General features: G+C 68.4%; 28 protein-coding genes and 1 pseudogene. 12 read left to right on the forward strand and 17 right to left on the reverse strand.

Annotation, left to right across the window (positions count from 1 at the left end; genetic code table 11):
• The 4 genes from X946_RS25630 to X946_RS25645 form a co-directional block, all read right to left on the reverse strand.
• A partial coding sequence (locus X946_RS25630) for an ATP-binding cassette domain-containing protein (protein ID WP_038753623.1) occupies positions 1-375 on the reverse strand: 375 nt, incomplete at its 3' end.
• Positions 376-397: 22 nt separating this feature from the next.
• The gene (locus tag X946_RS25635; RefSeq protein WP_038753552.1) at positions 398-1111 is read right to left on the reverse strand and encodes an ABC transporter permease; all 714 of its coding nucleotides are present in this window, start codon (positions 1109-1111) and stop codon (positions 398-400) included.
• Positions 1108-1797 carry an ABC transporter permease gene (locus X946_RS25640; protein ID WP_038753554.1) on the reverse strand — a complete coding sequence of 230 codons (690 nt, stop codon included), beginning with the start codon at positions 1795-1797 and terminating at the stop codon, positions 1108-1110. Before X946_RS25640 ends, X946_RS25635 begins: the two co-directional genes overlap by 4 nt.
• Positions 1798-2008: 211 nt before the next feature.
• Positions 2009-2785 carry an ABC transporter substrate-binding protein gene (locus tag X946_RS25645; RefSeq protein ID WP_038753556.1) on the reverse strand — a complete coding sequence of 259 codons (777 nt, stop codon included), beginning with the start codon at positions 2783-2785 and terminating at the stop codon, positions 2009-2011.
• 376 nt (positions 2786-3161) lie between these two features.
• Here X946_RS25645 and X946_RS25650 point away from each other — a divergent pair, with 376 nt between their 5' ends.
• The gene (locus tag X946_RS25650) at positions 3162-3860 is read left to right on the forward strand and encodes a pirin family protein (protein ID WP_038753558.1); all 699 of its coding nucleotides are present in this window, start codon (positions 3162-3164) and stop codon (positions 3858-3860) included.
• A gap of 726 nt (positions 3861-4586) precedes the next feature.
• Here X946_RS25650 and X946_RS25655 read toward each other — a convergent pair.
• The gene (locus X946_RS25655; protein WP_038753561.1) at positions 4587-5132 is read right to left on the reverse strand and encodes a periplasmic heavy metal sensor; all 546 of its coding nucleotides are present in this window, start codon (positions 5130-5132) and stop codon (positions 4587-4589) included.
• Positions 5133-5374: 242 nt separating this feature from the next.
• Here X946_RS25655 and X946_RS25660 point away from each other — a divergent pair, with 242 nt between their 5' ends.
• Both X946_RS25660 and X946_RS25665 read left to right on the forward strand, forming a co-directional pair.
• The gene (locus X946_RS25660) at positions 5375-6100 is read left to right on the forward strand and encodes a response regulator (protein ID WP_010102282.1); all 726 of its coding nucleotides are present in this window, start codon (positions 5375-5377) and stop codon (positions 6098-6100) included.
• The gene (locus tag X946_RS25665; RefSeq protein ID WP_038753564.1) at positions 6084-7397 is read left to right on the forward strand and encodes an ATP-binding protein; all 1314 of its coding nucleotides are present in this window, start codon (positions 6084-6086) and stop codon (positions 7395-7397) included. Before X946_RS25660 ends, X946_RS25665 begins: the two co-directional genes overlap by 17 nt.
• Before the next feature lie 63 nt (positions 7398-7460).
• On the opposite strand, the gene X946_RS25670 is transcribed toward X946_RS25665, so the two are convergent.
• Entirely contained in the window at positions 7461-7727 is a 267-nt protein-coding gene (locus X946_RS25670) for a double-stranded DNA-specific endonuclease (RefSeq protein ID WP_004198606.1), read from the reverse strand.
• Between the two features lie 500 nt (positions 7728-8227).
• Between X946_RS25670 and X946_RS25675 the strand changes: the two genes are divergently transcribed.
• Both X946_RS25675 and X946_RS25680 read left to right on the forward strand, forming a co-directional pair.
• Positions 8228-9985, forward strand: coding sequence for an ABC transporter permease (locus tag X946_RS25675; protein ID WP_038753566.1), 1758 nt, complete (start codon positions 8228-8230; stop codon positions 9983-9985).
• A 42-nt stretch (positions 9986-10027) separates the two neighbouring features.
• Complete coding sequence (locus X946_RS25680; RefSeq protein ID WP_038753568.1) at positions 10028-11368, forward strand: ABC transporter ATP-binding protein; 1341 nt, start codon at positions 10028-10030, stop codon at positions 11366-11368.
• Positions 11369-11683: 315 nt separating this feature from the next.
• On the opposite strand, the gene X946_RS25685 is transcribed toward X946_RS25680, so the two are convergent.
• On the reverse strand, positions 11684-12190 hold the full coding sequence (locus X946_RS25685) for a hypothetical protein (protein WP_038753574.1): 507 nt from the start codon (positions 12188-12190) through the stop codon (positions 11684-11686).
• Positions 12187-12738, reverse strand: coding sequence for a hypothetical protein (locus X946_RS25690; protein WP_038753578.1), 552 nt, complete (start codon positions 12736-12738; stop codon positions 12187-12189). Before X946_RS25690 ends, X946_RS25685 begins: the two co-directional genes overlap by 4 nt.
• A 288-nt stretch (positions 12739-13026) precedes the next feature.
• Here X946_RS25690 and X946_RS25695 point away from each other — a divergent pair, with 288 nt between their 5' ends.
• From X946_RS25695 to X946_RS25705, 3 genes are all read left to right on the forward strand, one after another.
• Positions 13027-13224, forward strand: coding sequence for a hypothetical protein (locus X946_RS25695; protein WP_038753581.1), 198 nt, complete (start codon positions 13027-13029; stop codon positions 13222-13224).
• 131 nt (positions 13225-13355) lie between these two features.
• Positions 13356-14774: an alpha,alpha-trehalose-phosphate synthase (UDP-forming) gene (gene otsA, locus X946_RS25700; protein ID WP_038753583.1), complete on the forward strand. Its 1419-nt coding sequence runs from the start codon at positions 13356-13358 to the stop codon at positions 14772-14774.
• Positions 14767-15381: an AAA family ATPase gene (locus X946_RS25705; protein ID WP_038753586.1), complete on the forward strand. Its 615-nt coding sequence runs from the start codon at positions 14767-14769 to the stop codon at positions 15379-15381. The genes otsA and X946_RS25705 overlap by 8 nt, the downstream gene beginning before the upstream one ends.
• A 154-nt stretch (positions 15382-15535) precedes the next feature.
• Here the strand turns inward: X946_RS25705 and X946_RS25710 are convergent, their stop codons facing one another.
• The 4 genes from X946_RS25710 to X946_RS25725 all read right to left on the reverse strand — a co-directional run bounded on the left by X946_RS25710 (position 15536) and on the right by X946_RS25725 (position 19596).
• The gene (locus tag X946_RS25710) at positions 15536-16150 is read right to left on the reverse strand and encodes a glycine zipper domain-containing protein (protein ID WP_038753589.1); all 615 of its coding nucleotides are present in this window, start codon (positions 16148-16150) and stop codon (positions 15536-15538) included.
• 500 nt (positions 16151-16650) lie between these two features.
• A complete protein-coding gene (locus X946_RS25715; RefSeq protein WP_038753592.1) occupies positions 16651-18024 on the reverse strand; it encodes an MFS transporter in 1374 nt (457 codons plus the stop codon).
• A 123-nt stretch (positions 18025-18147) separates the two neighbouring features.
• Positions 18148-18651: a YbhB/YbcL family Raf kinase inhibitor-like protein gene (locus tag X946_RS25720; RefSeq protein WP_038753594.1), complete on the reverse strand. Its 504-nt coding sequence runs from the start codon at positions 18649-18651 to the stop codon at positions 18148-18150.
• 564 nt (positions 18652-19215) lie between these two features.
• Positions 19216-19596 carry a DUF5594 family protein gene (locus X946_RS25725; RefSeq protein ID WP_038753597.1) on the reverse strand — a complete coding sequence of 127 codons (381 nt, stop codon included), beginning with the start codon at positions 19594-19596 and terminating at the stop codon, positions 19216-19218.
• Positions 19597-19753: 157 nt separating this feature from the next.
• Between X946_RS25725 and X946_RS35320 the strand changes: the two genes are divergently transcribed.
• Positions 19754-20110 (forward strand): hypothetical protein, encoded by a 357-nt coding sequence (locus X946_RS35320; RefSeq protein WP_038753600.1) that lies wholly within the window; start codon positions 19754-19756, stop codon positions 20108-20110.
• Entirely contained in the window at positions 20076-20420 is a 345-nt protein-coding gene (locus X946_RS35325) for a hypothetical protein (protein ID WP_161788700.1), read from the forward strand. The genes X946_RS35320 and X946_RS35325 overlap by 35 nt, the downstream gene beginning before the upstream one ends.
• Before the next feature lie 201 nt (positions 20421-20621).
• On the opposite strand, the gene X946_RS25740 is transcribed toward X946_RS35325, so the two are convergent.
• Complete coding sequence (locus X946_RS25740; protein WP_038753606.1) at positions 20622-20978, reverse strand: hypothetical protein; 357 nt, start codon at positions 20976-20978, stop codon at positions 20622-20624.
• A 171-nt stretch (positions 20979-21149) separates the two neighbouring features.
• On the opposite strand from X946_RS25740, the gene eco reads away from it, so the two are divergent.
• Positions 21150-21689 (forward strand): serine protease inhibitor ecotin, encoded by a 540-nt coding sequence (gene eco / locus X946_RS25745; RefSeq protein ID WP_038753609.1) that lies wholly within the window; start codon positions 21150-21152, stop codon positions 21687-21689.
• Positions 21690-21786: 97 nt separating this feature from the next.
• On the opposite strand, the gene X946_RS25750 is transcribed toward eco, so the two are convergent.
• From X946_RS25750 to X946_RS25760, 3 genes are all read right to left on the reverse strand, one after another.
• Positions 21787-22938: a serine hydrolase gene (locus X946_RS25750; protein WP_038753612.1), complete on the reverse strand. Its 1152-nt coding sequence runs from the start codon at positions 22936-22938 to the stop codon at positions 21787-21789.
• A gap of 179 nt (positions 22939-23117) precedes the next feature.
• Positions 23118-23342 (reverse strand): hypothetical protein, encoded by a 225-nt coding sequence (locus tag X946_RS25755; RefSeq protein WP_038753614.1) that lies wholly within the window; start codon positions 23340-23342, stop codon positions 23118-23120.
• Positions 23339-24106 carry a hypothetical protein gene (locus X946_RS25760; protein ID WP_152611822.1) on the reverse strand — a complete coding sequence of 256 codons (768 nt, stop codon included), beginning with the start codon at positions 24104-24106 and terminating at the stop codon, positions 23339-23341. Before X946_RS25760 ends, X946_RS25755 begins: the two co-directional genes overlap by 4 nt.
• Before the next feature lie 27 nt (positions 24107-24133).
• Here X946_RS25760 and X946_RS25765 point away from each other — a divergent pair, with 27 nt between their 5' ends.
• Positions 24134-24616, forward strand: a complete 483-nt coding sequence (locus X946_RS25765) for an inhibitor of vertebrate lysozyme family protein (protein WP_038753620.1) — start codon at positions 24134-24136, stop codon at positions 24614-24616.
• Positions 24617-24846: 230 nt separating this feature from the next.
• Here the strand turns inward: X946_RS25765 and X946_RS25770 are convergent.
• Positions 24847-25236, reverse strand: a pseudogene (locus X946_RS25770) (tyrosine-type recombinase/integrase); the annotation flags it as partial.
• Between the last annotated feature and the right edge of the window lie 97 nt (positions 25237-25333).

Consider the following 25333-nt stretch of genomic DNA (forward strand, 5'->3'; position numbering starts at 1 on the left):
AAGGCCGAGCACGTGCACCGGCGCCTCCATCACGTTCTCGAGCACGTTCATGTGCGCCCACAGGTTGAAGTGCTGGAACACCATCGCGAGCTTCGTGCGCACGCGCTGCAGTTGCTTCGAATCGGCCGCCTTGAGCGCGCCCGTCTTGTCCTGCGCGGTGCGCACCTCCTCGCCGTCGACGAAGATGCGGCCGGCATTGGGCTGCTCGAGGAAGTTGATGCAGCGAAGCATCGTGCTCTTGCCCGAACCGGACGAACCGATCACGCTGATCACGTCGCCCGCGTTCGCGCGCAGCGAGACGCCCTTCAAAACTTCGTTGTTGCCGTAGCGCTTGTGGAGATCGTCGACGAAGAGCTTGTGCATCTGGGTGTTTATCTGAGGCATGTCCGGGCGAAACTCATTTGCCTTGCGGGCGCAGGTATGCGAGCCAGCGACGCTCGGCGCGGCGGAACAGCCACACGAGCGTAAACGAGATCGCGAGGTAGAGAAGGGCGGCGATGCCGAATGCGTGGAACGACATGTAGGTCGCCGAATTGACGTCGCGCGCGATCTTCAGGATGTCGGGCACGGTCGCCGTGAACGCGACCGTCGTCGCGTGCAGCATCAGGATCACTTCGTTGCTGTAGAGCGGCAGCGCGCGGCGCAGCGCCGACGGCAGCACGATCCGCCGATACAGCGTGAACGTCGACATCCCGTACGCGCGCGCCGCCTCGATCTCGCCGTACGAGGTCGACTTGATCGCGCCCGCGAAGATCTCGGTCGTGTACGCGCAGGTGTTCAGCGTGAATGCGAGCAGCGTGCAGTTCATGCCGTCGCGGAAGAACGCGTCGAGCATCGGCGTGCCGCGCACGGCCTGCAGGCTGTAGAGGCCCGTGTAGCAGAGCAGCAGCTGCACGTAGAGCGGCGTGCCGCGAAACACGTACGTATAGAGCCACACGGCGCCGGAAAGCCACTTCTTCCTCGACACGCGCGCGACCGCGAGCGGCACGGACAGGCAGAAGCCGATTCCGATCGACACGACGAGCAGCCACAGCGTGATCGCAAGGCCGGTGAAGCGATACCCGTCGGTATACAGGTAATTGCGCCAGTATTCTTGGATCAGTTCGATCATAGGTCAGCCTTGCGTACGCCTGTCGAATAGCGCTTCTCGAGCCACATCAGCACGAAGTTCGAGATCGTCGTGATCGCGAGGTAGATCGCGCCCGCGAGCAACGTGAAGAAGAAGAAACGCAGCGTGCCCTTGCCCGCGTCCTGCGACGCCTTCACGACGTCGGCGAGGCCGATGATCGACACGAGGGCCGTCGACTTCACGAGCACCTGCCAGTTGTTGCCGATGCCGGGCAGCGCGAAGCGCATCATCTGCGGGAACATGATTCGCGTGAACACCTGCCAGTTCGTCATTCCGTACGCGCTGCCCGCCTCGAGCTGGCCGCGCGGCACCGCGAGGAACGCGCCGCGGAACGTCTCGGTGAAGTACGCGCCGTAGATGAAGCCGAGCACGAGCACGCCGGCCGCGAACGGATCGATGTCGATTTGATCCCAGTTCATCAGATCGGTGAACTGATTCAGCCAGATCTGCAGGCTGTAGAAGAGCAGCAGCATCAGCACGAGGTCCGGCACGCCGCGGATGAGCGTCGTGTAGAGCGTGCCGATTCCGCTCGACAGGCGGTTCTTCGACAGTTTCGCCGCCGCGCCGACGAGGCCGAGCAGGAACGACAGCGCGAGCGACAGCACCGCGAGCTTGACGGTTTGCCAGGTGCCGGAGAGGATCAGCGGGCCGTAGCCTTGAAGAAACATATGAAGTCCTTGACGGTGCGTCGTGCGCGCCGCGAAAGACGCGGCTCGCGTGTTGCGCGAGACGCCCCGTGCGTGTCATCGCCGTTCCGCTTTCGCGGATCGCGCCGTCGCGCCCGCGATCGGCGGGGCGGCGGCGCTTCACGGCGCGTGGTGTCGACCGCTGGTGCTGCGCGGGCCGCGCGCCGGTCGCTCGGCGCGGCCCGCTCGGCGCTCATTTCGCCGAATAGATGCTGTACGGGAAGTACTTGTGCGACAGCTTGTCGTACGTGCCGTCCTTGTGCATCGACGCGAGCGCGCGGTTGATCGCGTCCTTCAGGTCCGCATCCTCCTTGCGCAGGCCCATCGCGGTGCCGTCGCCGAGCGTCTTCGGGTCCTTCGCGGCCGCGCCCGCCCACGCGAAGCCCTTGCCGCGCGGCGTGCGCAGGAAGCCGTAGTCGGCCTGCAGCTCGTCTTGCAGCGTCGCGTCGAGGCGGCCGGAGCCGAGATCGGCGTACACCTGATCCTGGTTCTGGTACGACACGATGGTCACGCCCTTCGGCTCCCAGTGCGTCTTGGCGAACGTCTCCTGGGTCGAGCCCTGCTCGACGCCGACGCGCTTGCCCTTCAGCGATTCGACGCTCGGCTGAAGCGGCGAGCCCGCCTTCGCGATCATTCGCGCGGGCGCGTCGTACAGCTTGTCGGAGAAATCGATCTGTTCGCGGCGCTTGTCGGTGACGGTCAGCGACGACACGATCACGTCGAATTTCTTCGCCTTCAGCGCGGGGATGATTCCGTCGAGATCCTGCGGCGTCCACACGCACTTCGCATTGATCCGCTTGCAGACTTCCTTCGCGAGATCGACGTCGAATCCGACGATCTCGCCGCTCGGCGCGGTCGATTCGAACGGCGGATAGCTGGCGTCGACGCCGATCCGCACGGTCTTCCATTCCTTCGCGAAGGCGCCGCCCGCCGCGAGGGCGAGGGCCGCGCACAAGGCGAGCTTCTTCATGTCGTTCCTCTTCCTGACTTCCCCGGCCGCGCGGCCGGACGCGTCCGGGCATGCGCGCGCCGGGCGTATTCTAAGGCGGCCAAAATTCGCGTTCGTCGACCTCGGCGCGCCTCGAAAGGGGGCGCAGCGCCGTCGACGGCGGCCAAAAGCGCGGTATTTTACCCGAACGCCGGCCGCGGCCTAGAACAAACGATGCGCGCGTTTCGCCGGGCGCGCGTTTCGCCCGGCCGCACGCGAGCGCGAAGGGCGGCGCGCCGGGAATCGTTCGGACGATTGCATGGATCGCCGCAACGATCCGGTGCAACCGTGCAGGATTGTTGCATGCGCGTGCGACCCCTACATTCGAGGCTGTCGACATTTCTCAATGGGAGGCGTCATGTTTCAGATCCGCCGCGCGGGCGATCGCGGCCACGCCAATCATGGCTGGCTCGATAGCCATCACAGCTTTTCGTTCGCCGACTATCGCGATCCCGAGCACGTGCACTTCGGCGCGCTGCGCGTGCTGAACGACGACCGCATCGCGCCGACGCGCGGCTTCGGCATGCATCCGCATCGCGACATGGAGATCGTCACGTACGTGCTCGACGGCGCGCTCGCGCACCGCGACAGCATGGGCAACGGCTCGATCATCCGCGCGGGCGACGTGCAGCGGATGAGCGCGGGCACGGGGATCGTGCACAGCGAATACAACGCGTCGCGGGAGGCGCCGCTGCATCTGCTGCAGATCTGGCTGCTGCCGACCGAGCGGGGCGGCCGGCCCGGCTATCAGGAGGTGCGCTTCGCCGACGCGGACAAGCGCGGCCGGCTGCGGCTCGTCGCGTCGCCGGACGGGCGCGACGGATCGGTGTCGATGCGCGCGGACGCGTCGATCTATGCGGGCCTGATCGACGGCGACGAGCGCGCCGAGTTCGCGGTGCCGGGCGGGCGGCGCGTGTATGTGCACGTCGCGCGCGGCGGCGTGACGGTGAACGGCAACGCGCTCGAGGCGGGCGACGGTGCGCGCATCGCCGACGTCGAGGCCGTCGTGTTCGAGCGCGGCGAGCGCGCGGAGGTGCTGCTGTTCGATCTCGCGTGATGCGGCCGGCGGCGGACGATGCGCCTGCCGGATGCGGGCGGGGCGGCGGATGTCGAAGGTCGAAAGTCGAAAGTCGAAAGTCGGACACTGACACGGACACGAAGCCGAAAAGGTCGAGGAGCGAAGTCGCTCGGCATGGAAAGGCGCGACGCGCTGGAGGCCGAAGTGCGAAGCGGTTGACGCGCCTTGCGCCGAAGCGCGAGGAAGCCGGAACGCGGCGAGGGTGGCGCGGCAAGAGGGCGGGCCGCGCCGATGTGAAAACGCCGCGAGCGGGCGAGAGCCGGTCGCGGCGTTCGTACCGGCGGCGGCCCGCGGCGAGGGCAATTCGGCCGGGCTGATGCGGCCGACGACACGAGACCGCGCGACGAGACCGCGCGCAGGACGCGCGCCGAACGACGGGACAACGGGCGAAGTCGATCGGGCGCGCAGCGGTTTCGCGAAGCCGGGGCCGCACCCAGGGGCGGCGGATCATGCGGGGCTGACTTGGCGGATCGGCCGCGCGGGCGCGCCGGACGCGACGTTGCGGCGCATCGCATGCGCCGATCGACGTCCGGCTCGGCTCGGGCGGCGGGCGCGGCCCGAGACGAGAAGTGACGCAATGTCGCGCACCGCACCGCACCGCTCCGCGACGCACCGCGCCGCATCGCACCGCCGCACCGCATGACGCGCCTCCGCGCGACGGCGGCTACCCGATCGCGTCGCCGGGCGCGTCCGCGCGGCCCGTCTTCACTGCTGCGGCGCGGGCGCCGATGCGCCCTTCGCCGCGCGGCGCTGCTCCCAGCGCTCCTTCATCTTCGCGCGCCGCTCGTCCATCTTCGCGAAATGCTGCTTGATCGCCGTGCTGACGGTCGCCTTCTGCTGATCGTTCAGGCCGTTGTAGAACGCGAGCCACGCGGACGCCGTTTGCTCGCGCAACTGCGCGTTCTGCTGCTCGGCCTGCTGGCGCGCCGCGTGCAGCGCGTTCAGGTCGAGGATCGGCTGGCTCTGCTGGGCCTGGAACTGCTGGCGCAGCGCGTCGTGGCTCTTGCGCATCGCCTCGCGGTTCTGTTTCGCCGTGTTGACGGCGGCCTGCCATTGCTGCTCCTGCGCGGCGCTCAGGTTCAGCTTGTCGTGGATGCGCTTCATCATCATGAACGGGCCGCCGTCCATGTGATGATGCTCGCCCGGACCGCCCGGCGGCGGCATGTCGGGCGGCGCGGCGTGCGAGACGGCGCTGAACGACAGGGCGAGCACGGCGGCGGCGATGGCCAGGCGGGAAGTCTTCTTATACATTGAGCAACTCCTGTATTGAAAAGTCCGGTGCTGCGGCCGGCTCGGCGGTGGGGCGGTCGCGCCTCGCCGTCTGTCGGCGTATCCGGTAAGGCGCAGCGTATCCAAGCGCCGCCGCCGCCGTGTTACGTGCGCCGCGGCCGCGATTACCGCGCATTACACTTTGCTTGCGCGGTAATCCGCAGTAACCCTTTCAGGGATTTGTTTCGCTCAGCCCCGACAACCCGCACGGTAAACTTCACGCCATGACTACTCAGATCCTCATCGTCGACGACGACCAAGAATTGCGCGACCTGCTGCGCGACTACCTCGTGCGGCAAGGCATCGAGGTGTCGGTGCTGCACGACGCCGCTTCGCTCGAAAAGCGCCTCGAACGCGAGCGCCCCGATCTCATCGTGCTCGACCTGATGATGCCGGGCGTCGACGGCCTGACCGCGCTGCGCCAGCTGCGCGCGGCGGGCGACGACATTCCCGTGATCATGCTGACCGCGCGCGCGGACGACGTCGACCGCATCGTCGGCCTCGAGCTCGGCGCGGACGATTACCTCGGCAAGCCGTTCAACCCGCGCGAGCTGCTCGCGCGCGCACAGGCGGTGCTGCGCCGCCGCCGCGCGACGCCGTCGGCGGCCGCGCCCGAGCAGCGCGAGCCGTACGCGTTCGGCCGCTTCGTGCTCGATTTCCAGGCGCGCACGCTGTCGGTGGACGGCAAGCCGGCGACGTTGTCGAGCAGCGAATTCGCGCTGCTGAAGATTTTCGTCAATCATGCGCTGCGCACGCTCACCCGCGAGCGCCTGCTCGAGCTGCTGCACGGCCCCGAATACGACGGCACCGACCGCGGGATCGACGTGCAGGTGTGGCGCCTGCGCCGGATTCTCGAAACCGACCCGTCGACGCCGCGTTTCATCCAGACGGTGCGCGGACGCGGCTACGTGTTCGTGCCGAACGGCGAGGCTCATGCGCAAACCCATTGATTCGCTGTTCGGGCGGCTTGCGCTCCTCGTCGTCTGCGTGCTGCTGCTGTCGCATTTCGCGTGGTATTTCGCGATCCGGCTCGAGCGCAATCAGTTTCAGACGCGCTACGCGGTCGAGGAGGCGGCGTTCCTCGTCGACGCGGTGCGCCAGCACGCGGAGCGCTCGCCCGACCAGCCGCTGCCGTCGCGCGTGCGGCTCGTCGCGCCGGGCAGCGGCGACGTGCCGGACGCGAAGCAGGATCTGCCGCCGCCGCTCAGGCGCTTCGCCGACGATCTGCGCGACCGCTTGCCGTCCGGCACGCAGGTGCGCATCGGCAAGCCGGGCCATCCGCCCGTGCTGTGGGTGAAGCAGCCGACCGACCGCGACTGGATCGTCGTGCCGGTGCAACCGCTGCGGCCGTCGCGCTCGCTCGACCGGATGGTGATCTGGCTCGTGATGATCTTCTCGGCCGCGGTGATGGCGGCGCTCTTCGCCGCGTGGCAGCTGCAGCAGCCGCTCAGCTCGCTCGCGCGCGCGGTCGCGCGCTTCGGCCGCGGGATGGCGGTGCCGCCGCTGCCCGAGCGGGGGCCTCGCGAGTTGCGCCAGCTCACGCACGGCTTCAACCAGATGGTTCAGCAGGTGTCGCGCGCGGAGAACGATCGCGCGGTGATGCTCGCCGGCGTCGCGCACGATCTGCGCACGCCGCTCGCGCGGATGCGGCTGCGCGCCGAGATGATGGACGACGCGCGGCTGCGCGACGGCGTCGTGCGCGACGTCGACTCGATGACGCACATCGTCGATCAGTTCCTCGTGTTCGCGCACGGCGACGCCGACCGCAGCGAGCCCGTGTTGGTCGATCAGGCGTGCGCGCGGATCGCGCGCACGTACCGCGCGGTGTCGCCGAACGCGCCCACCGTGCGCACCGAGCTCGCGGCGGGGTCGGGCTTCCGCCTGCCGACGGCGACGCTCGACCGGGTGCTGTCGAACCTGCTCGACAACGCGCACGCGTACGGCGCGCCGCCCGTCGTGATCGCGACCGCGCGCACCGCGGCGGGTTACACGCTGACGGTCAGCGACCACGGCAAGGGCATCGCGCCGCGCGATCTGGCGGACGCGACGCGCCCGTTCGTGCGGCTCGATCCGGCGCGCGGCGGCAACGGCCACAGCGGCCTCGGGCTCGCGATCGTCGAGCGGCTCGTGCAGCGCACGGGCGGCGCATGCGAGATCGGGAACCGGGAAGAAGGGGGCTTGCGGGTGGCGATGTCGTTTCCGTTCGACGTCGTGCCGAAGGTCGAACCGCAGGCGGAGGCGTCCTGACGCGCCGCCGCGCGGGAGCCGCGGCGCCCGGCGCGATCGCGCCGGACGGCCGCGGGCGGCCGGTCACTCGCCGAAGAGCGTGCTGAGCGTCTCGGCGGCGTTGCTGTCGATCGTGTTGTAGGTGACGCTCGTCGCCTCGAAGATGTAGAGCGTCGTGTACTTGCCGACACGCTCGAGGATGTCCTCCTGCAGCGTCTCGGGCACGATGTTCATGTTCAGATACCAGGCCGTCGACGACAGCCGCGTCTGGAACGAGCCATATTCCTGCATCAGTTGATCGAACGCATCGGCGTCCTGGTCCCGGCACACGATAACCAGATTTCCTGCCATTCACTCCTCCTGATTGACCATCGGTCCCGCTTGGGGCTAATACCGATCATACCCGCTTCGGCGTGTCCGTTCGTCGACGAAAGCCTCGCTTGGTGGGCGCGCGCGTCGCGCGGGCGCTCGGGCGGGTTCACGGCAGGGCCGGATCGCGGCATAATTCGACGTTGCGGCGCAGCAGCGGCCAGCCGGCGCACCGCCACCCCTCGCAAATTCGCCCGCCGCCCGCCCGTTCCGGGCCCGATGCGCTCGCGGCCGGGCGGGGTTTCCACAGTTCGTCGTCCGGAAGGTTGTGCCTGAAATACAGGATGTAGTAGTGTCGTGCCGTCGCGTGCGGGCGGGTGCCGCGTCGCGAATGGAAACGGCGGGAAATCGGCGTGTCGGGGTGCCGTGCGGCCGTTTCTGCAGTTAAAACGAATTACCGTGTACGTGCGCCTTGCCATGAGTCACATTCGCTTTCTGGCTTTATTTTTCGATTCGCACGGCTTTGCCGGGGAGGGCGCCTGATGGATCTCGGATTCTTCAATCCGAATCGGACCGCCAACGCATCCGCGTGGCGCGTCCTGCCGAACCGCTGGGACTTCGTCGCGTTCCCGCTCATCATCTGCGTGATCGCGATGGCCGCGATCGGTTTTCACGAGACGCTTGCGCCGTTCGCGACGCTCAATACGCAGAAGATCTCGCTCGATCCCTCGAACCTGCCCGAGTACGCGATGCGCACGACGCTGCGCATGCTGGCGGCGATGATGGCGTCGCTCGTCTTCACGCTCGTCTACGGCACGCTCGCCGCGAAGAGCCGCCGGGCCGGCATGGTGCTCATTCCGATCCTCGACATCCTGCAGTCGGTGCCGGTGCTGGGCTACATCTCGTTTACGGTGACCTTCTTCATCGCGCTGTTTCCGGGCCGGGTGCTCGGCGCCGAGCTCGCCGCGATCTTCGCGATCTTCACGAGCCAGGCGTGGAACATGACGTTCAGCTTCTATCAGTCGCTGCGCACGGTGCCGCGCGATCTCGACGAAGTGTCGCGCGGCTTCCACCTGACGTCGTGGCAGCGCTTCTGGAAGCTCGAAGTGCCGTTCTCGATGCCGGGCCTCATCTGGAACATGATGATGTCGATGTCGGGCGGCTGGTTCTTCGTCGTCGCGTCCGAGGCGATCACCGTCGGCAACAACACGATCACGCTGCCGGGCATCGGCGCTTATCTCGCGCAGGCGATCGCCGACAAGAACCTCGGGGCGGTCGGCTGGGTGATTCTCGCGATGACGGTCGTGATCATCGCGTACGATCAGTTGCTGTTCCGGCCGCTCGTCGCATGGGCGGACAAGTTCCGGATGGAGACGACGAGCTCGGGCAACGCGCCGGAGTCGTGGTTCCTCGATCTCGTGCGCCGCACGCGCCTCATTCATCAGCTGCTCGTGCCGGCCGGCTGGTTCCTGGCGAAGACCGCGCGGCTGTCGTTTCGCCTGCCGTCTTTCGACGCCGTGCGTTTCGCGACGCCCAAGATCGACAAGCAGGCGTCGCGCGTCGCGGACTTCGGCTGGGCGATCCTCGTGCTCGCGGGCACCGCGTACGTGGTGTGGCGCGTCGTCGCCTACGTGCAGACGGGCGTGTCGCTCGCCGAAGTCGGCCACGTGTTCGTGCTGGGTTTCATCACGCTGCTGCGGGTGTTGCTGCTCATCGTGATCGCATCGCTGGTCTGGGTGCCGATCGGCGTGTGGATCGGCCTGCGGCCCGCGATCGCCGAGAAGGTGCAGCCGCTCGCGCAGTTTCTCGCGGCGTTCCCGGCGAACCTGCTGTTCCCGGTGTTCGTGATCGTGATCGTGCGTTTCCACCTGAACGCGGACATCTGGCTGTCGCCGCTCATCGTGCTCGGCACCCAGTGGTATATCCTGTTCAACGTGATCGCGGGCGCGACCGCCTATCCGAACGACTACCGCGAAGCGGCCACCAATTTCCGCATCCGCGGCTGGCAATGGTGGCGGCAGGCGATCCTGCCCGGCATCTTCCCGTACTACGTGACGGGCGCGATCACCGCGTCGGGCGGCGCGTGGAACGCGAGCATCGTGTCGGAGCTCGTCCAGTGGGGCGACACCAAGATCCAGGCGCACGGCCTCGGCGCGTACATCGCGCAGACGACGGCCGCGGGCGACTATCCGAAGATCATCATGGGCATCGCCGTGATGTCCCTGTTCGTCACCCTGTTCAACCGCCTGTTGTGGCGTCCGCTGTACGCGTACGCCGAAGCGAAGCTGCGTCTCGATTGAGACTGATGTCAGCCGATTGAGACCGACCGAGAGCGAAACGCGATGCAAAACCCGAATGCTGTAAATGCACCCGTCCAGACGCCGCCCGCGCCGCCGCGGGGCAGCGAAGAAATCCTGCGCGTCGAGAACGTGAGCCGCGGCTTCAACAAGACGCAGGGCGAGCTGCTCGTGCTCGACGGCGCGAACCTGTCGCTGCGCGAAGGCGAGATCGTCGGGCTGCTCGGCCGCTCGGGCTCCGGCAAATCGACGCTGCTGCGCATCATCGCCGGGCTGATCGAGCCGACGGGCGGCGATGTCACCTATCTCGGCAAGCCGCTCAACGGCCCGGCCGAGGGCGTCGCGATGGTGTTCCAGACGTTTGCGCTGTTTCCGTGGCTCACGGTGCTGCAGAACGTGGAGGCGGGCCTCGAGGCGCTCGGCGTCGGCGCGCGCGAGCGGCGCGAGCGCGCGCTCGCCGCGATCGACCTGATCGGTCTCGACGGCTTCGAGAACGCGTATCCGCGCGAGCTGTCGGGCGGCATGCGCCAGCGCGTCGGCTTCGCGCGCGCGCTCGTCGTCGATCCGACGCTGCTGCTGATGGACGAGCCGTTCTCGGCGCTCGACGTGCTGACGGCCGAGACGCTGCGCACCGACCTGCTCGATCTGTGGACGCAGGGCCGCATGCCGATCAAGTCGGTGCTGATCGTCACGCACAACATCGAGGAAGCGGTGTTCATGTGCGACCGGATTCTCGTGCTGTCGTCGAATCCGGGCCGCGTGATCGCCGAGATCAAGGTGCCGTTCAAGCATCCGCGCAACCGGCTCGACCCCGCGTTCCGCCGGCTCGTCGACGACATCTACGCGAAGATGACTGCGCGCCAGGTCGGCGAAGCGACGAAGAAGGGGCTCGAGCTCGGCAGCTGGCTGCCGCAGGTGTCGACGAACCTGATGGCGGGCCTCATCGAGACGCTCGCCGCGCCGCCGTATCACGGCCGCGCGGACATGCCGGAAATCGCGCGCACGCTGCATCTCGAGGTCGACGATCTGTTCCCGATCGCCGAAGTGCTGCAGTACCTCGGCTTCGCCGACGTGCGCGAGGGCGACGTGTTCCTGACGCCGCCGGGGCGCGTGTTCGCCGAGTTCGGCACGCAGGAGCGCAAGATGATGTTCGCCGAGCATTTGCTGCGCCACGTGCCGCTCGCCGCGCGGATCAAGAAGGTGCTGAACGAGCGTCCGGGGCACCGCGCGCCGCGCGTGCGCTTCGAGCAGGAGCTCGAGGATTTCCTGTCCGACGGCGCGGCCGAGGAGACGCTCGACGCGGTGATCGACTGGGGCCGGTACGGCGAGATCTTCTCGTACAACGATCAGACCGAGATCTTCAGTCTCGAGGACGTCGAGTCCTGAGCGGCGGCGGGCCGCTTGCGGCCCGTGCGGGACGAGCGGCGGCGCGGACGGGAGAGCCGCTTGCGCTTGCCGCGGCTGCTTGATGCGTTGCCGCCGGGATGCGCTGCGCACGGGCGCAAGCGCGTTGGCTTCGTTTGCGTGCCGCCGTTGCGCCTCGTGCTTTCCGCTGAAGAGGGCGAGGCGCGCATCGCTGGCGCCGTCTCGCCGCCGAATTCGCGCGGCCCTGTCGTGGCGTAAGGCTGGCGAGTAAGGCCGGCGTGGAGCGCGGCCGGGCTTATCAGGCAGCCGCAACCGGCTCGCGGCGTCCGCGTCGCATCACTGCAGATTGCCCCAGCGCTCGACGGCCGGCTCCGCCGACGCCCATTGCCAGCCGTGCGCATCCTGGCACGCGTTCGCCAGATACCAGTCGGCGCGCGCGCCGTCCTTCACCGAAAACGCGAATTCCTTGCAGAGCGCGAGCGGTGTCTGGAACGCGCGCGTCACGCGCACTTCGCCTTCGCCGTTCTCGAGCGGCACCTTGTTCTTCACTTGCCACGCGCGCGTCTCGCCGACGGCGAGTCCGCCCGCCGCCTGCGCGATCGCATCCTGCTGATTCTTGTGCAACTGCTTCATCGTGCGGTTGACGGCCTCGTCGGTCGCCGCCTGCACCGCGATGCCGACGCCGATGCCGACAGCCGGATTCGCGGTGACGAGGCCCGTCGCCGCGCCCGCGAGCGCGCCGCTCGCCGCGCCCACCGAGCCGCAGCCGGAGAGGCCGAGCGCGGCCGCGGCGAACGCGAGCGCCGCCGCGAGCGGCAGCGCCGCGCGCGCGCTCACGCTCATTGCAGCGCTCCCCAGCGGCCGGTCGCGGGCTCAGCGGACGCCCATTTCCACGTCGGGCCGTCCCGGCAGATCGTCGCGACATAGAAGCCCGATTGCGCGGGCTCGCTCTGCTTCGCATCAGTGTCGACCGAGAACACGATTTCCTTGCAGTCGAGCGGCCCGACGCTGATGAGCCGGCTCACAGTCACGCGGCCGTGCTCGTCGTCTTCGATCGGAAACGAGTGATGCGTCGACCAGGGCGCGACGCCGCCGACGTCGAGCGGCCCGGCGGCGGTGGCGATCTGCGCCTGCGAGTAGCGATGCGCGACGCGTTGCGTGTACTGGACGCCCGCTCGCGCGCCGGCGACGGCGCCAAGGCCGATACCGGTCGCGACGGCGGCGTTGTTGGTGACTTTTGACGCGATGGCCGCCCCGGCGATACCGGCGCCCGCCGTCGCGCCTTCGCTATAGAGCGAGTTGCAGCCTGAGAGCAGCGTCGAGAAGGCGGCTGCGCCGAGCGTGGCCGAGGCGACCCAGCGGCGCGCCGGCCGTGCGATGCGATGGTTCATCCCTGAATGCGGTCCTGTCTTCGTGCGCCGCGCGTTTCGCGTAGCGACCGTAGAGCGCCATTGTTCTGCAATTGTCCGACGAGAAATGCAAACAATTGACAAACGTTTGCCGCGCACGCGGAGCGCGCGCGAGCGGCAACATTGTGGTGCAAAGCGCCGGAGAGGGGTCGAATCGTTACAAATTGAATGTAATTGTTACCGTGAACCCTGCGCGACGATCCTAAACTAAAGGGCTATGGACTGTTTCACCGACGGCCTTGCGCCGCTCCGATCATGAGACACCCTGCCATGCGCCGCTCCAAGCGCCCCGAGCATCGCGGGCGCGACGCGGGCACCGGCCCGTCGCGGCCGGTCAACGCCACGACCACTCCCGCGCCAGCCGGCTCCGCGCCGCACACGCCTTCGGACGGCGATCACAACCAAGGCGGCACGCGCCCGGAAGGGCTCGACTATCAGCGCGATCTCGGCTCGGAGCAGGACGCATGAGAACGTCCTTGTTACACATGCTTGCATTTTTAACGCTTGAAACGTCGCGAGGTGGCATGCGACTTGCCTGATTCGGCGGGAAGGCTGTAACCCGTTCGCCGGGCAATCTGACTACAGGAGGGTAAGCCGTAATGAGCAGATTGATCGTGGTATCGAATCGCGTGGCGGCCGGCCAGGATGCGCGTCCGACCGCGGGCGGGCTGGCGGTCGGCGTGCTCGACGCGCTGAAGGAGACGGGCGGCGTCTGGTTCGGCTGGAACGGCGAGATCGCCGGCGCGCCCGAGGCGCCCGTGATCGAGCGGGACGGCAACGTGACCTACGCGACCGTCGGCCTCACCCGCCGCGACTACGACCAGTACTACCGCGGCTTCTCGAACGCCACGCTCTGGCCCGTGTTCCACTATCGCGGGGATCTCGCGCGCTTCGATCGCCAGGAATACGCGGGCTATCTGCGCGTGAACTGCGCGCTCGCGAAGCATCTGCGCGAGCTCGTGCAGCCCGACGACATCATCTGGGTGCACGACTACCACCTGCTGCCGTTCGCGCATTGCCTGCGCGAGCTCGGCGTGAAGAATCCGATCGGCTTCTTTCTGCACATTCCGTTCCCGTCGTCCGAGGTCCTACGCACCGTCCCGCCGCACGAAGAGCTGATGAAGTTCATGTGCGCGTACGACGTCGTCGGCTTGCAGACGGAAAACGACAAGCAGGCGTTCGTCGACTACATCGAACGGCGCGGGCTCGGCACGTCGAGCGAGGACGGGATACTGCACGCGCACGGCCGCGTCGTGAAGGTCGCCGCGTATCCGATCGGCATCTATCCGGACGCGATCGGCAAGGCGGCCGTCGAATACGGCTCGCGCAAGGCGGTGAAGGCGCTGCGCGACACGATGGGCGAGCGCAAGCTCGTGATCAGCGTCGATCGTCTCGACTACTCGAAGGGCCTCGTCGAGCGCTTCCAGGCGTTCGAGCGGATGCTCGCGAACGCGCCCGGCTGGCAGGGGCGCGTGTCGCTCGTGCAGATCGCGCCGCCGACCCGCTCCGACGTGCAGACCTATCAGCGCATCCGGCAGACGCTCGAAGGCGAGGCGGGGCGCATCAACGGCCGCTTCGCGCAGCTCGACTGGACGCCGATCCAGTACCTGAACCGCAAGTACGAGCGCAATCTGCTGATGGCGCTGTTCCGGCTGTCGCAGGTCGGCTACGTGACGCCGCTGCGCGACGGGATGAATCTCGTCGCGAAGGAGTACGTCGCGTCGCAGGATTCGAACGATCCGGGCGTGCTCGTGCTGTCCGAATTCGCGGGCGCCGCGGCCGAGCTGCCGGGCGCGTTGCTCGTGAACCCGTTCGACCTGTCGCAGATGGCGGAGTCGCTCGAGCGCGCGCTCGCGATGCCGCTCGAGGAGCGGCAGGCGCGCCACGCGGAGAACATCGAGCGGCTGCGCGGCAACGATCTGTCGGTGTGGCGCGATTCGTTCCTCGCGGATCTGCGCAGCGTCGCGACGGCCGCGTCAGTCACGCAGCGCGCGGGGCGGCGCGTCGCGAATGCTTGACGCGGGCGCCGACGCGCGCGCGGGCGAACCGGGCACCGACGCTGATGCCGATGCCGATGCCGCGGTCGCGCGTTTTTTCGTGATTACGGGCGGGCCGGGCTCGGGCAAGAGCACGCTGATCGATGCGCTCGAAGCGCGCGGCTGCGCGCGCTCGCACGAAGCCGGGCGCGGCGTGATCCAGGATCAGACGGCGATCGGCGGACATGCGCTGCCGTGGCGCGATCGCGCCGCGTTCGCCGAATTGATGCTCGGTTGGGAAATGCGCTCGCATCATCTCGCGCGTCGCGCGCGCGGGCCGGTGTTCTTCGATCGCGGCGTGCCCGACGTGATCGGCTATCTGACGCTGTCCGCGCTGCCCGTTCCCGCGCATCTCGCCGCGGCCGCCGAGCGGTTTCGCTATTGCCGCGACGTGTTCATCGCGCCGCCGTGGCCGGAGATCTATGTGCAGGATGCCGAACGCAAGCAGGATTACGCGCAGGCGGTGCGCACTTACGACACGATGGTCGACACCTACGCGGCGTGCGGGTATCGGCTGATCGAACTGCCGCGCGCGAGCGTCGACGAGCGTTGCCGCTTCGTTCTCGATTTCGTCGCGGCGGCGGCGTGACCGCCGCCGCGATTCTTGCCTCTTCTTTCCGGCATCAACGGGCGAGCGCGCCGATCGACGCCGCATCGGCACGCTCGCCCGCCTCGCACTCGCTTCGGTTTCCTTCCTGATTGCCGCCGTCGTTCGGGTATTTCACTGAATGCGGCCGCGCCGCTCACGCGTGGCGGTGCGTCGGTTGCTGCGCGCCGTTGAACGGCTCGGGCGTGCGGGTCGGATCGAAGTCCGCCCAGCGGCCCGACTGCCAGCGCCCGGTCGCGCGCTCGATGTCGCTGCCGCCCGCATCGGCGAGCACGCGCGCGGCGTCGGCTTGGGAGTCGGCCGTCACGTGTACGGCGACGAGCATTCCGGACGAGCGCATCTCGTGATGGATCGCCTCGTGCGCGAGCTCGCGCGCATGCGCGCGCGTGAAGTCCTCCTTGTGCATCATCCGGCCGAGCCATCCGCCGAGATACGCGCCCACGCCCGCCGCACAGATCGCGACGACGAGCGATGGCGTGAAGAGCGAGAACAGCGCGACGCCGAAGATCGCGCCTGCGACGGCGCCGATCGTCGTGCTGTGTCTCGCGTGTTGCAGCGCGCCGACGGGAGGCGGCGCGGCCGGGTGTTCCGCGTGGGACAGGTATTCGGATGACGGTCGCGCGTGCTGGCCGCGCGGATTGACGAAGAACAGACTGACGTCCTCGGCGACGAAGCCGCTTTCGAGAAGCCGCTTGGCGGCGGTCTCGGCGGCGCGCTGCGTCGTGAAGCGTGCTGCGACGATCAATGACATGGCGCCCTCCTGACGGTTGCGTGAAGACCAACCGAAGCCCGTCGCCGGAACGGCGGACGCGCTCGATTCGCGGCGCGGGCATGTATTGGACAGGCGGCGAGGTAAGGAGTGCGGGCCGAAGCGGGGCGTGCGTGCGGAATCGGGCGACGACGGCCGGAGGGCGGGCGGAGATTTAGCGGGGTAGGAACGTGGAGCCGTCGCGCGGGTGTCGTTGGCGGCAGGGCGGTGGGCGCTTCGCGCGGCGGTCATGGGGCGGTCATGAGCCGGTCATGAGGGGCGGATCGTCCGAACGGCCGAGTCGACGAGGCCGCGCCGCGCTGCGAAAGTGGCGGGACGTTGAGGGCCGGATGCGCGGCGACGGATCGCGGGAGAGCGCGGGATGAACAGGCGATGCGGGCGGATGGCGCTTCGGCGCGGAGGCGACGAAACCGGCCGGGAAACGGCGTGCGGCGGGCCGCGCATCCACCACGGGGCCGACGGCCGCGGCGAGCGGCTTTGCGTTACCCCGCGGCGGCGGCCGTGTCGCGTTTCGCCCTGATTCTCATCAGGCTGACGGCGGCGGCGACGGCGGCGAACGCGGTCGCTGCATAGAGCGCGATCGTCGGCCCATGCTGCGGCGCGACGCCGAAGATCAGCGCGACGAGCGCGGCGCCGAGCGTCTGCCCGGTGAGCCGCGCGGTGCCGAGCATCCCGCTTGCGCCGCCCGCGCGTTCGCGCGGCGCGGACGACAGGATCGCGCGGTTGTTCGGCGACTGGAAGAGCCCGAAGCCCGCGCCGCAGAGCGCCATCCGCCAGACGATGTCGACGGGCGCCGGATGCGCGCCGATCGTTGCGAGCGCGAGGAGGCCGGATGCGAAGAGCGCGAGGCCGATGCCGCCCAGCGCGCCCGCCGAATAGCGGTCGGACAGCACGCCCGCGAGCGGCGCGGCGACCACGATGACGAGCGGCCACGGCGTCATGTAGAGCCCGGTCTGCACCTGCGAAAAGCCGAGCGTGTTCTGCAGCCAGAACGGCAGCGCGACGAACGCGAGCATCTGCGACGTGAACGACGCGACCGACGTGCCGATCGACAGCGCGAAGATCGGGATGCGCAGCAGATCGACGGGCAAAAGCGGCGCGGGCTGCGACAACTGGCGCCTGACGAAGAAGTAGCCGATGACGACGGCCGCGAGTGCGGTGGCCGCGACGTTCGCGCGATTCTCGCCGTGACCGAGCCCGTCGACGGAGACGATCAGCAGCCCGAACACGCACGCGTTCATCGCCGCGCCGATGAAGTCGTACGGCGCGTCGCGGCCCGGATTCACGGGCAGCGCGCGCAGGCTGCCGTACACGGCGGCGATGCCGATCGGCACGTTGATCGCGAAGAGCCACGGCCAGGGCGCGACGGCGAGCACCGCGGACGCGACGGTCGGCCCGACCGCCGACGACAGCGCGACGACCATGGCATTGATCGCGACGCCGCGCCCGAGCTGCGACGACGGATAGATCATCCGCACGAGCGCGGTATTCACGCTCATGATGCCGGCGGCGCCGAAGCCCTGGATCACGCGCAGCGTCGCGAGCGCGGGCAGCGTGCTCGACAGCGCGCAGCCGAGCGATGCCGCGGTGAAGAGCGCGAGCCCCGCGATGTAGACGCGCCGGTAGCCGATCCGGTCGCCGAGCGACGCGAGCGGCAGCAGCGAAATCGTGACGGCGAGCTGGTACGCGTTGACGATCCAGATCGATGCGGCGTCGGAGGCGCGCAGATCGCGGGCGATCGTCGGCAGCGCGACGTTCGCGATCGCGCCGTCGAGTACGGCGAGCGTGATGCCTAGCGCGACGCAGACGATCGCCCAGTAGCGTTGCGGGAGCGGCAGTCCGGAGTCGGCGTTCATGGCGGAAGCGATGGCGAGGCGAGGGAGCGGCGATTCGTTGCGGATGCAACCGCCGGCATGCGCGCAGAGGCGCGCGGCCGGTGGCGAAGGGCCGGGGGCGAGGCGCCCGGCCCGGACGGCGGCTCACTTCAGTTCGTAGAGACCGGTGTAAGTCGCCGAATCGACTTCGTTCAGATGGATCATGAAGCGGGCGACCGCGTTGGTCGTGTCCTTCGTGACGGGCAAGGTATCGACCTTCAGCGCGTGCAGCCGGAAGACGTAGCGGTGCGGCTTGTCGCCGCGCGGCGGCGCGGCGCCGCCGAAGCCTTCGTCGCCGTAGTCGTTGCGCACCTGGACGGCGCCTGCGGGCAGCGAAGCGCCGCCCGCGCCGCCCGCGCCTTGCGGCAGGTTCGTTGCGTCGACGGGGATGTTGACGACGGTCCAGTGCCAGAAGCCGCTGCCCGTCGGCGCGTCGGGATCGTAGACGGTGAGCGCGAGGCTCTTCGCATCGGCGGGCACGCCTTCCCAGTGAAGCGCGGGCGACCGGTTGCCGCCATCTACGCCGAAGCCTTCGTGGTGGTATTCCTGCGCCTTCGGCATGAAGCCGTTGGCCGGAAACTCGTCAGTCCAAAGCCGGAAATCAGCCATGGGGGCCTCCTTGTGAAGTTCGACAGAATGACGCTCGCGGCGCGGCAACGCATGCTCGCAAGCGTCGGCATGAGCCGATCGAGTGTATCACCGGCGCCCGAATCGTGAAGTCGGGCGGCGTGCGGGAGTGAAGGCGCGCGGCGACGCCTATCGTGCGTGGCGCGACGGTATGCGCAAGCGGTGCGGAAGCGCTTGCGGCACGAGTTGCTCGAAGCCGCGCGGGTAGGGACGCGGCTGCTCGGGATCGGGCAATCGGGCGATGGGGTGATGGGGTGATGGGGTGATGGGGCGATGGGGTGGCGGAGCGCTCGAAAGCGCTGCGGCAGGGCATGATGCTCGTCGTCCGTCGCAGTAGGATGCCCGATCGATTGATCGGCCAATCGACGCATTCTGCCGGACGGGCTTGTTTCACGACGCACCGAACTCGCCCGCCGCCCGCCGCCCGCCGCCCGCCGCCCGCCAACCGCCAACCGCCAACCGCCAACCGCCAACCGCCAACCGCCAACCGCCAACCGCCAACCGCCAACCGCCCGAAGCGGCTCGCCCGCTGCCCGCGTGCTGTCGTCACGCCTCGAAATCGAGCCCGCCGAGCAGCACGAGCACTTCGGCCTGCGTGCGCGAGCCGAAGTCGATGCCGCGCGCGTTTTCCCAGGCCGGCAGCTTGAGTTTCAACGCCGCGAGATAGCGCTCGAAGCGCGCGGCGCCGTCCGGCGCCATCAGGCGCTCGATCTCGTCGGTGTCCCACGTGAGCACGATGTCGAGCGGATGAGCGTAGCCGCGCACGTGCTCGGCGTGCGGCGAGACGATCCGCACCTGCGTCGGATGGCCGTGACCGCCGTAGCCGACGACCTCGGTGTTCGCCCGTCGCTCGAGCAAGTCGCCGATTGCGCGCGCGATGCGCGGTGCGAACTCGGTATCGAATCGGCGAGCGGTGTGGGGGTTCATCGAGGGCGTCTCCTTTGTGCCAAAAATCGTAGCACGGCCCAGGCGGCGCGCGCGCGGATGTGACACGCGTAATTGCGCGTTACCACTTGCTGCATCTATTACGGCCGGCGGCGCCCACAATGGGCCTCGTCATGCACCACGTTTGGCGGAGTCCATCATGAAGAAGATCGCGGCAGTTCTGGTGACGGCGGGTAGTCTCGCGCTCGCGGGGCCGGCCGGCGCGCACGATCGCGGCGGCGACATCGTCGGCGCGCTGATCGGCGGCGCGGTGCTGGGCGCGATCGTCACGTCCGCGCTGAATCCCGCGCCGGCCGTCGCGTACTCGGCGCCCGTCTATCAGGCCCCGGCCTATCAGCCGGCGCAGTATCAACCCGCGCCGGCTTACGGCGCGCCGCCCGCGGGCTATTGCTACGATCAGTATCGACGCGCTTACGTCGATTGCGGCGCGCAAGCATACGATGGCGGCGGTTACGGCGCGTATGGCTACGCGCAGCCGCGGCCTGCCGGTTGGTGATGTGAGCGTCCCGCTTGAGCGGCGCGCCGATGCGCGGGCCGCCGCGCACGATCGGGCGGGCTTCGGTTCGATGCGGCGCGCATCGGATCACGCCGAAACCGCCGAAACCGAAACCGCCGAAGCGATGGGGCGGAGGAGCGTGTGGCCGTCGGATGATCGTAGGGCTCTGAAGACGACGGCAGTCGGCCGGCGGGTCGCCGAACAGAAGCGCGTCAAATGGACGTACGCCGCCAAATGCCGCGTCCGGGCGTTCCGCGAGACGCGCGCGATAGGTGACGCAGCGGCGGGTGACGCAGCGGCGCTGCGCTAGACGGGCGGCCGCGGCCGCTCGCCCATTGACGGGCCGCGCGACAGCGTCACCGACGCCCCGAGCATCCCTCACGCGAACCCGAACCGAACGGCGGCGCCATGAGCGCACGTGAGCGCGCCCGTCGCGATCAACCGGACCATGGCCAGCCCGGTCGCGCTGCTTCCTTTCTCGATACAACTCGTTGCAAATCCACGGTTGGCGTCAGTGCCTTCCGCCACGGCCACCGCCGTGGCCGCCGCCGCCGCCCGGCCAATCGTTGCCCTCGCGGACATTGCGCCCGCCAGCCGGGCCACGACCGCCTTGCCAGCCATTGCCGCGACCGCCGCGCCACTGGTCGCCGCCTCGCCAGCGGTCGTCGCCGCGCCAATGGTCGCGGTCCCGCCATCCGCCGCCGCCCCAGATGTTCACCGTTCCGTACACGGGCGCGTAGCCTGGCACGTACGCGTAGTCGCCCGGATAATACGGTTGCGCGTAGCCATAGCCGTAACCGTTGTCCGGCACGGCGACGCAACCGGCAAGGAGCGCAGCGGCCCCGAGCGAAGCGACGAGTTTCAGCATGACTTTCTCCCTTCTCCCTGTTTTCACTGCCGTTTGCATTGTGATTCGCTCGAACTCGCTTGGTGCGAAGCGAATTGTGTCTGCACATTACAATCACGTAAGCAGTCGCAGTGCGGAAGCCGGCTGTGCGCCGCGCTTCCGTTCAATTCAATCACTCATCAGGAGCACCGTATGAAATCAGCCTCTCGCTTGGCCGCCTGGGCGGCGTGCGCCGCATTCGTCGGCTTCTCCGGCGTCGCGGCGGCGGCGAGCGCCGCGACGCCCGCCGCGGGCGTCGATCCCGCGTCCGCGCCCACGCCGTCCGCGGAAGACATCAAGATGTTCCCGGCCGCCCAGGCGGGGCAGAAGCGCGAGGTGATCGTGCTGCCGGCCGAAAAGCTGGAGGACGACATTCGCGTCGAACTGGTGATCGGCAAGAAGATCAAGGTCGATTGCAACCAGCACTGGTTCGGCGGCGAACTCAAGCACGAGACGGTCAAGGGTTGGGGCTATCCGTATTACGTGCTCGCCGACGTGAAGGGGCCGGCCGGCACGTTGATGGCGTGCCCGGGCCAGGAAGCGCAGGAGGCGTTCGTGCCCGTGCGCGGCGGCGGCTACCTGTTGCGCTACAACAGCCGTCTGCCGATCGTCGTGTACGTGCCGAACGAGTTCGAGGTTCGATACCGGTTGTGGTACGGCTCGAACGAAGTGGCGCGCGCGGTCGAGAAGTAAGCCGCGCCGTGTCCGTCGATCCGGAGCCGCGGCGGCGGCCGCACGCGATGCGTGCGGCGCGCGGACCGCGGCGCCCCGGCGCGCGCAAGCGAAGGCATCACGGCATCGAGCACGTGAGCCAGTTGCGGATTTTCCGCGCGTCCGCAAGATGGTCGCTCGGCCCCGGCGCGCCGAGCAGCACGATGTCGACCGGGCGTCCGCGCACCGCGTAGCGGAGCACGACGCAATGGCCGGCTTCGTTGATGAAGCCCGTCTTCTGCAGCACGATGCTCGAATCGCCGGCGCGCACGAGCGCATCCGAATTCACGTACTGGAGCTGGCCGCGGCCGGGGAAGACCGTCTTCGACGTATCGGTCGAGAACGTCTTGATGCGCGGATAGCGGTTCGCCGCGGCGACGAGCCGCGACAAATCGCGCGCCGTCGACACGTTGCGCGGCGACAGCCCGGTCGCGTTGACGAAGTGCGTACGCTTCATGCCGAGCGTGCGCGCCTTGCGGTTCATCGCGGCGACGAACGCGGGCCGTCCGCCTGGATAGTCGCGCGACAGCGCCGCCGCCGCGCGGTTTTCCGACGACATCAGCGCGATGTGCAGCATGTCGCGGCGCGACAGCACCGAGCCGACTTTCAGCCGCGATCCCGTGAATTTCTCGTAGTCGCGGTCCTGCGCGCTCACGCGCAGCGGCCGCGACATCGGCGCGCGCGTGTCGAGCGCGACCATCGACGTCATCAGTTTCGTGATCGACGCAATCGGCACGACACGGTTCGCGTTCTTCTCGATCAGCACCGCGCCCGTCCGTTCGTCGACGACGTAGGCTGCGCGCGAACGTAACAGGCTGCGTGACGCGGCCGTGTAGCCGCAGCTCGCGAGCAGCTTCGGCTTCTCGGCCGCGACGACGGCGCGGTGCGGCGCGCGCTGGCGCTTGCGCGTCGGCTGATGCGCAAGCGCGGTCGAACGCGCGCGATGCCCGGTCTTGCGGTGGAGCGCCATGCGCTTTTGCTTCGCATGCGGATGACGATGCCGCGCGCGGGCGGCGCGCTTGACGTGCTTCACCGGCTTCGCATGAGCGCTGCGCGCGACGCGACAGGCGCTGCCGTGCGCGGCCGACGTGCGAGCGCAGGCCTTTCCCGCCGCATGGGCGGGCGACGCGAGCGCGACGCACAGAACAGACGTGAACCAGACGACGCAGACGGCGGACATCAGACGGACGAGAAAGTGACGGGTGCGCGGACGATGCGGCGTGGAGGGCATGGCGATCGGGAGCGGAGTGGGAGTCGGGCGAACGTGTCGCGCTATAGGACAGCGGAGCGGCCGGGAAATTCGCGGCGTCGGCGATTTCGATGGCTGCGGCGGAGTTTGACGGAAGGCGCCGCGCGAGCGGCGGCGAAGGATGGAGAGCGCGAGGCGACGCCTGCGCGTGCGGGCGCGCGTCACTCCCAGATGCCGCGCACGGCGACCGCGACGATCACCGGCACCGAGAAGACGAGCGGAATTGCGAAATACGGCGCTTCGCGGTCGACGAGCCACGTGTAGATCACCCATGCCGCGCCGAGGCCGAACGTGACCAGGCCGATCAGCGCGGCGAAGATGTTCAGCACGAGGTTCGACGGGCGTCTGCGTTGCTGGGTGGCGGGATCGGGCGGAGTGGTTTTCATCGCGATTCGGAAGGCTTCGTGGCGGCCGCGCGCAGGCGGCTCGCGGCGGTCGGGCGGTGGCCGACGCGCCCGCATGGTGCGCAGGGCGACGCTCGGTCGCCCTCGTCGGCTTTGCGCGCGGCCTCCGGAGGAGCGTCGGATCGACGGCAATCATCGCAGCAAAGCGCGCGGCCTTGCAAGGCACGCATCGCGCGCGCCAGCCGGCAGCGCGGATGTCGATGGCGGTTCGAACGGAGCGCGACATGGATTCGGCCGCGATGAACGCGCGCTTCGATGTCGAGGCGCCAGCGGATTCGCCGACATTCGGGGGGCAGAGGATCTGATGCGCCGCAGGTCGACGCCGACATGAAGCGATGCGAGTCCATCGCGCCGACGATGCCGAATCGCGGCACGAACATCTGCTTGCTCAAGCTCGCCTCGATTGGCGCGTCGAGCGTTTCCTTCCGCTGTTCCACCCGGAATTCGGGCCGCCGGATGCGCGCCGGCAGCGCGGCAGCGCTTTCCGTTTGGCTCGCGCCGTTGCCGCTCGCTCGATGTCGTTCATTCGGGCAATCGCTTTGATTGCTCGAACGCCGAGCCCCGCGAATCGAGCGGCGACGGACATTGCACAAGAGCATGTGAACGGCAAGGCATTCAATCGAAGTCGAGGCGGGCGCCGGTCGCGACACGATGCGGGCATTTATTGCGCGTTTTCGCGCCGAAGCCGAACGGTTGCTCGCCTGCTCGCCGCGCGGCGGAACTTGCCGACCGGGCTTGCGTCTCATTCGAAACGAATTTTCCCGGGGGCATTCATGATCATTCGACATTATCGTTCGACCGCTCGCCGCGCGGCGCTCGCCGTCCTGGTTGCCGGCATCGCGGGTGCGGCGGCGGCCGCCGACGAGCCGGCGCAGACGCCGACTTTTTCCGAGGCCATCGCGCAGAGCGCGCATCGCGCCGAGTGGCAGCGGATGATCGCCAGCGAGAAGCGAGTGCCGGAATGGCTCGCAAGCGACAACCGGGTCAGCTCGCCGTACCGGCGCGAGCAGGTCGAGGGCGCGTCGTATCTGGTGGGCTGGATGTGCAAGCCGCACGATTGCGCGGCCAATCAGTTCTACGGCGTGATCGACGAGGATTCTCATCGGGTGTGGGGGATGCTGGTGACGCTGCCGGAGACGCCGGGCGCATACGACGCGCCGAGCAAGTACGCGAGCTTCCGCTGGTTCGGCATGCCGGACGAACGGATGAAGGCGTATCTGCAGGATCAATTGAAGCAGGACCCGAACTGGAAGTGATGCGGAACGCGCGGCCCCGGACGAATGAATGGTCGAACGGGGCCGCAGATGATCGCCGATCGGAGTGCGCGCGGTCTGGTTGCGGAGGGGGCGTGCTTTTCGCCTGAGCCGATCAATCCGTTTGGCGGCGATGCGTGACGGGCGAGGGGCGCCTTGCGGATCTGGCCGCGCGATGACCGAGCGTTATGGAGTGGTCTGTAGCCCCGACAGCGTCCGGTCATGATCCCTTACTGGAAGACCGCGCGAGAGCGCCGGAGGATTTGCTTCGCCGTCTCGCGTATCCCGCGTGCCTCGGCTTCGCGAACGATGCTCAGCATGTGCGGCGAATCGATCTCCGCGATCGGGCGAGCGCCGATCTTCCGAAACACGTCGACCTCAAGCGAATGCAGCACCTTCTCCGCGTAGCCGTCGCTCCAGCCCGGACGCTGGGAGTCGTACCACTCGCGCGCTACTGCCTCGAATGAGTTTGCCGCCGCGATTTCGGCGGCCCGTTTTGCGTCCTTCTTCGCTTCGCCCGGATCGATGCCGGCCGCGATCTGTTCGCGGGCCTCGTCGCACTTCTTCCGTGCCGTCGCGAGCGTGACGGCCGGATAGGCGCCTAGGGTGAGCGTTTTCTGTTTGGAGCAGCCCCCTGAAACACCGGACATAGCCTCTCACTTAAACTAGCGGGTAGGCATAAGACTGTGTTTTTGACTAACACCAGGCAGGAAGTGATGG

This window comes from Burkholderia sp. ABCPW 111 (assembly GCF_000773065.1).
Taxonomy (GTDB): domain Bacteria; phylum Pseudomonadota; class Gammaproteobacteria; order Burkholderiales; family Burkholderiaceae; genus Burkholderia; species Burkholderia savannae.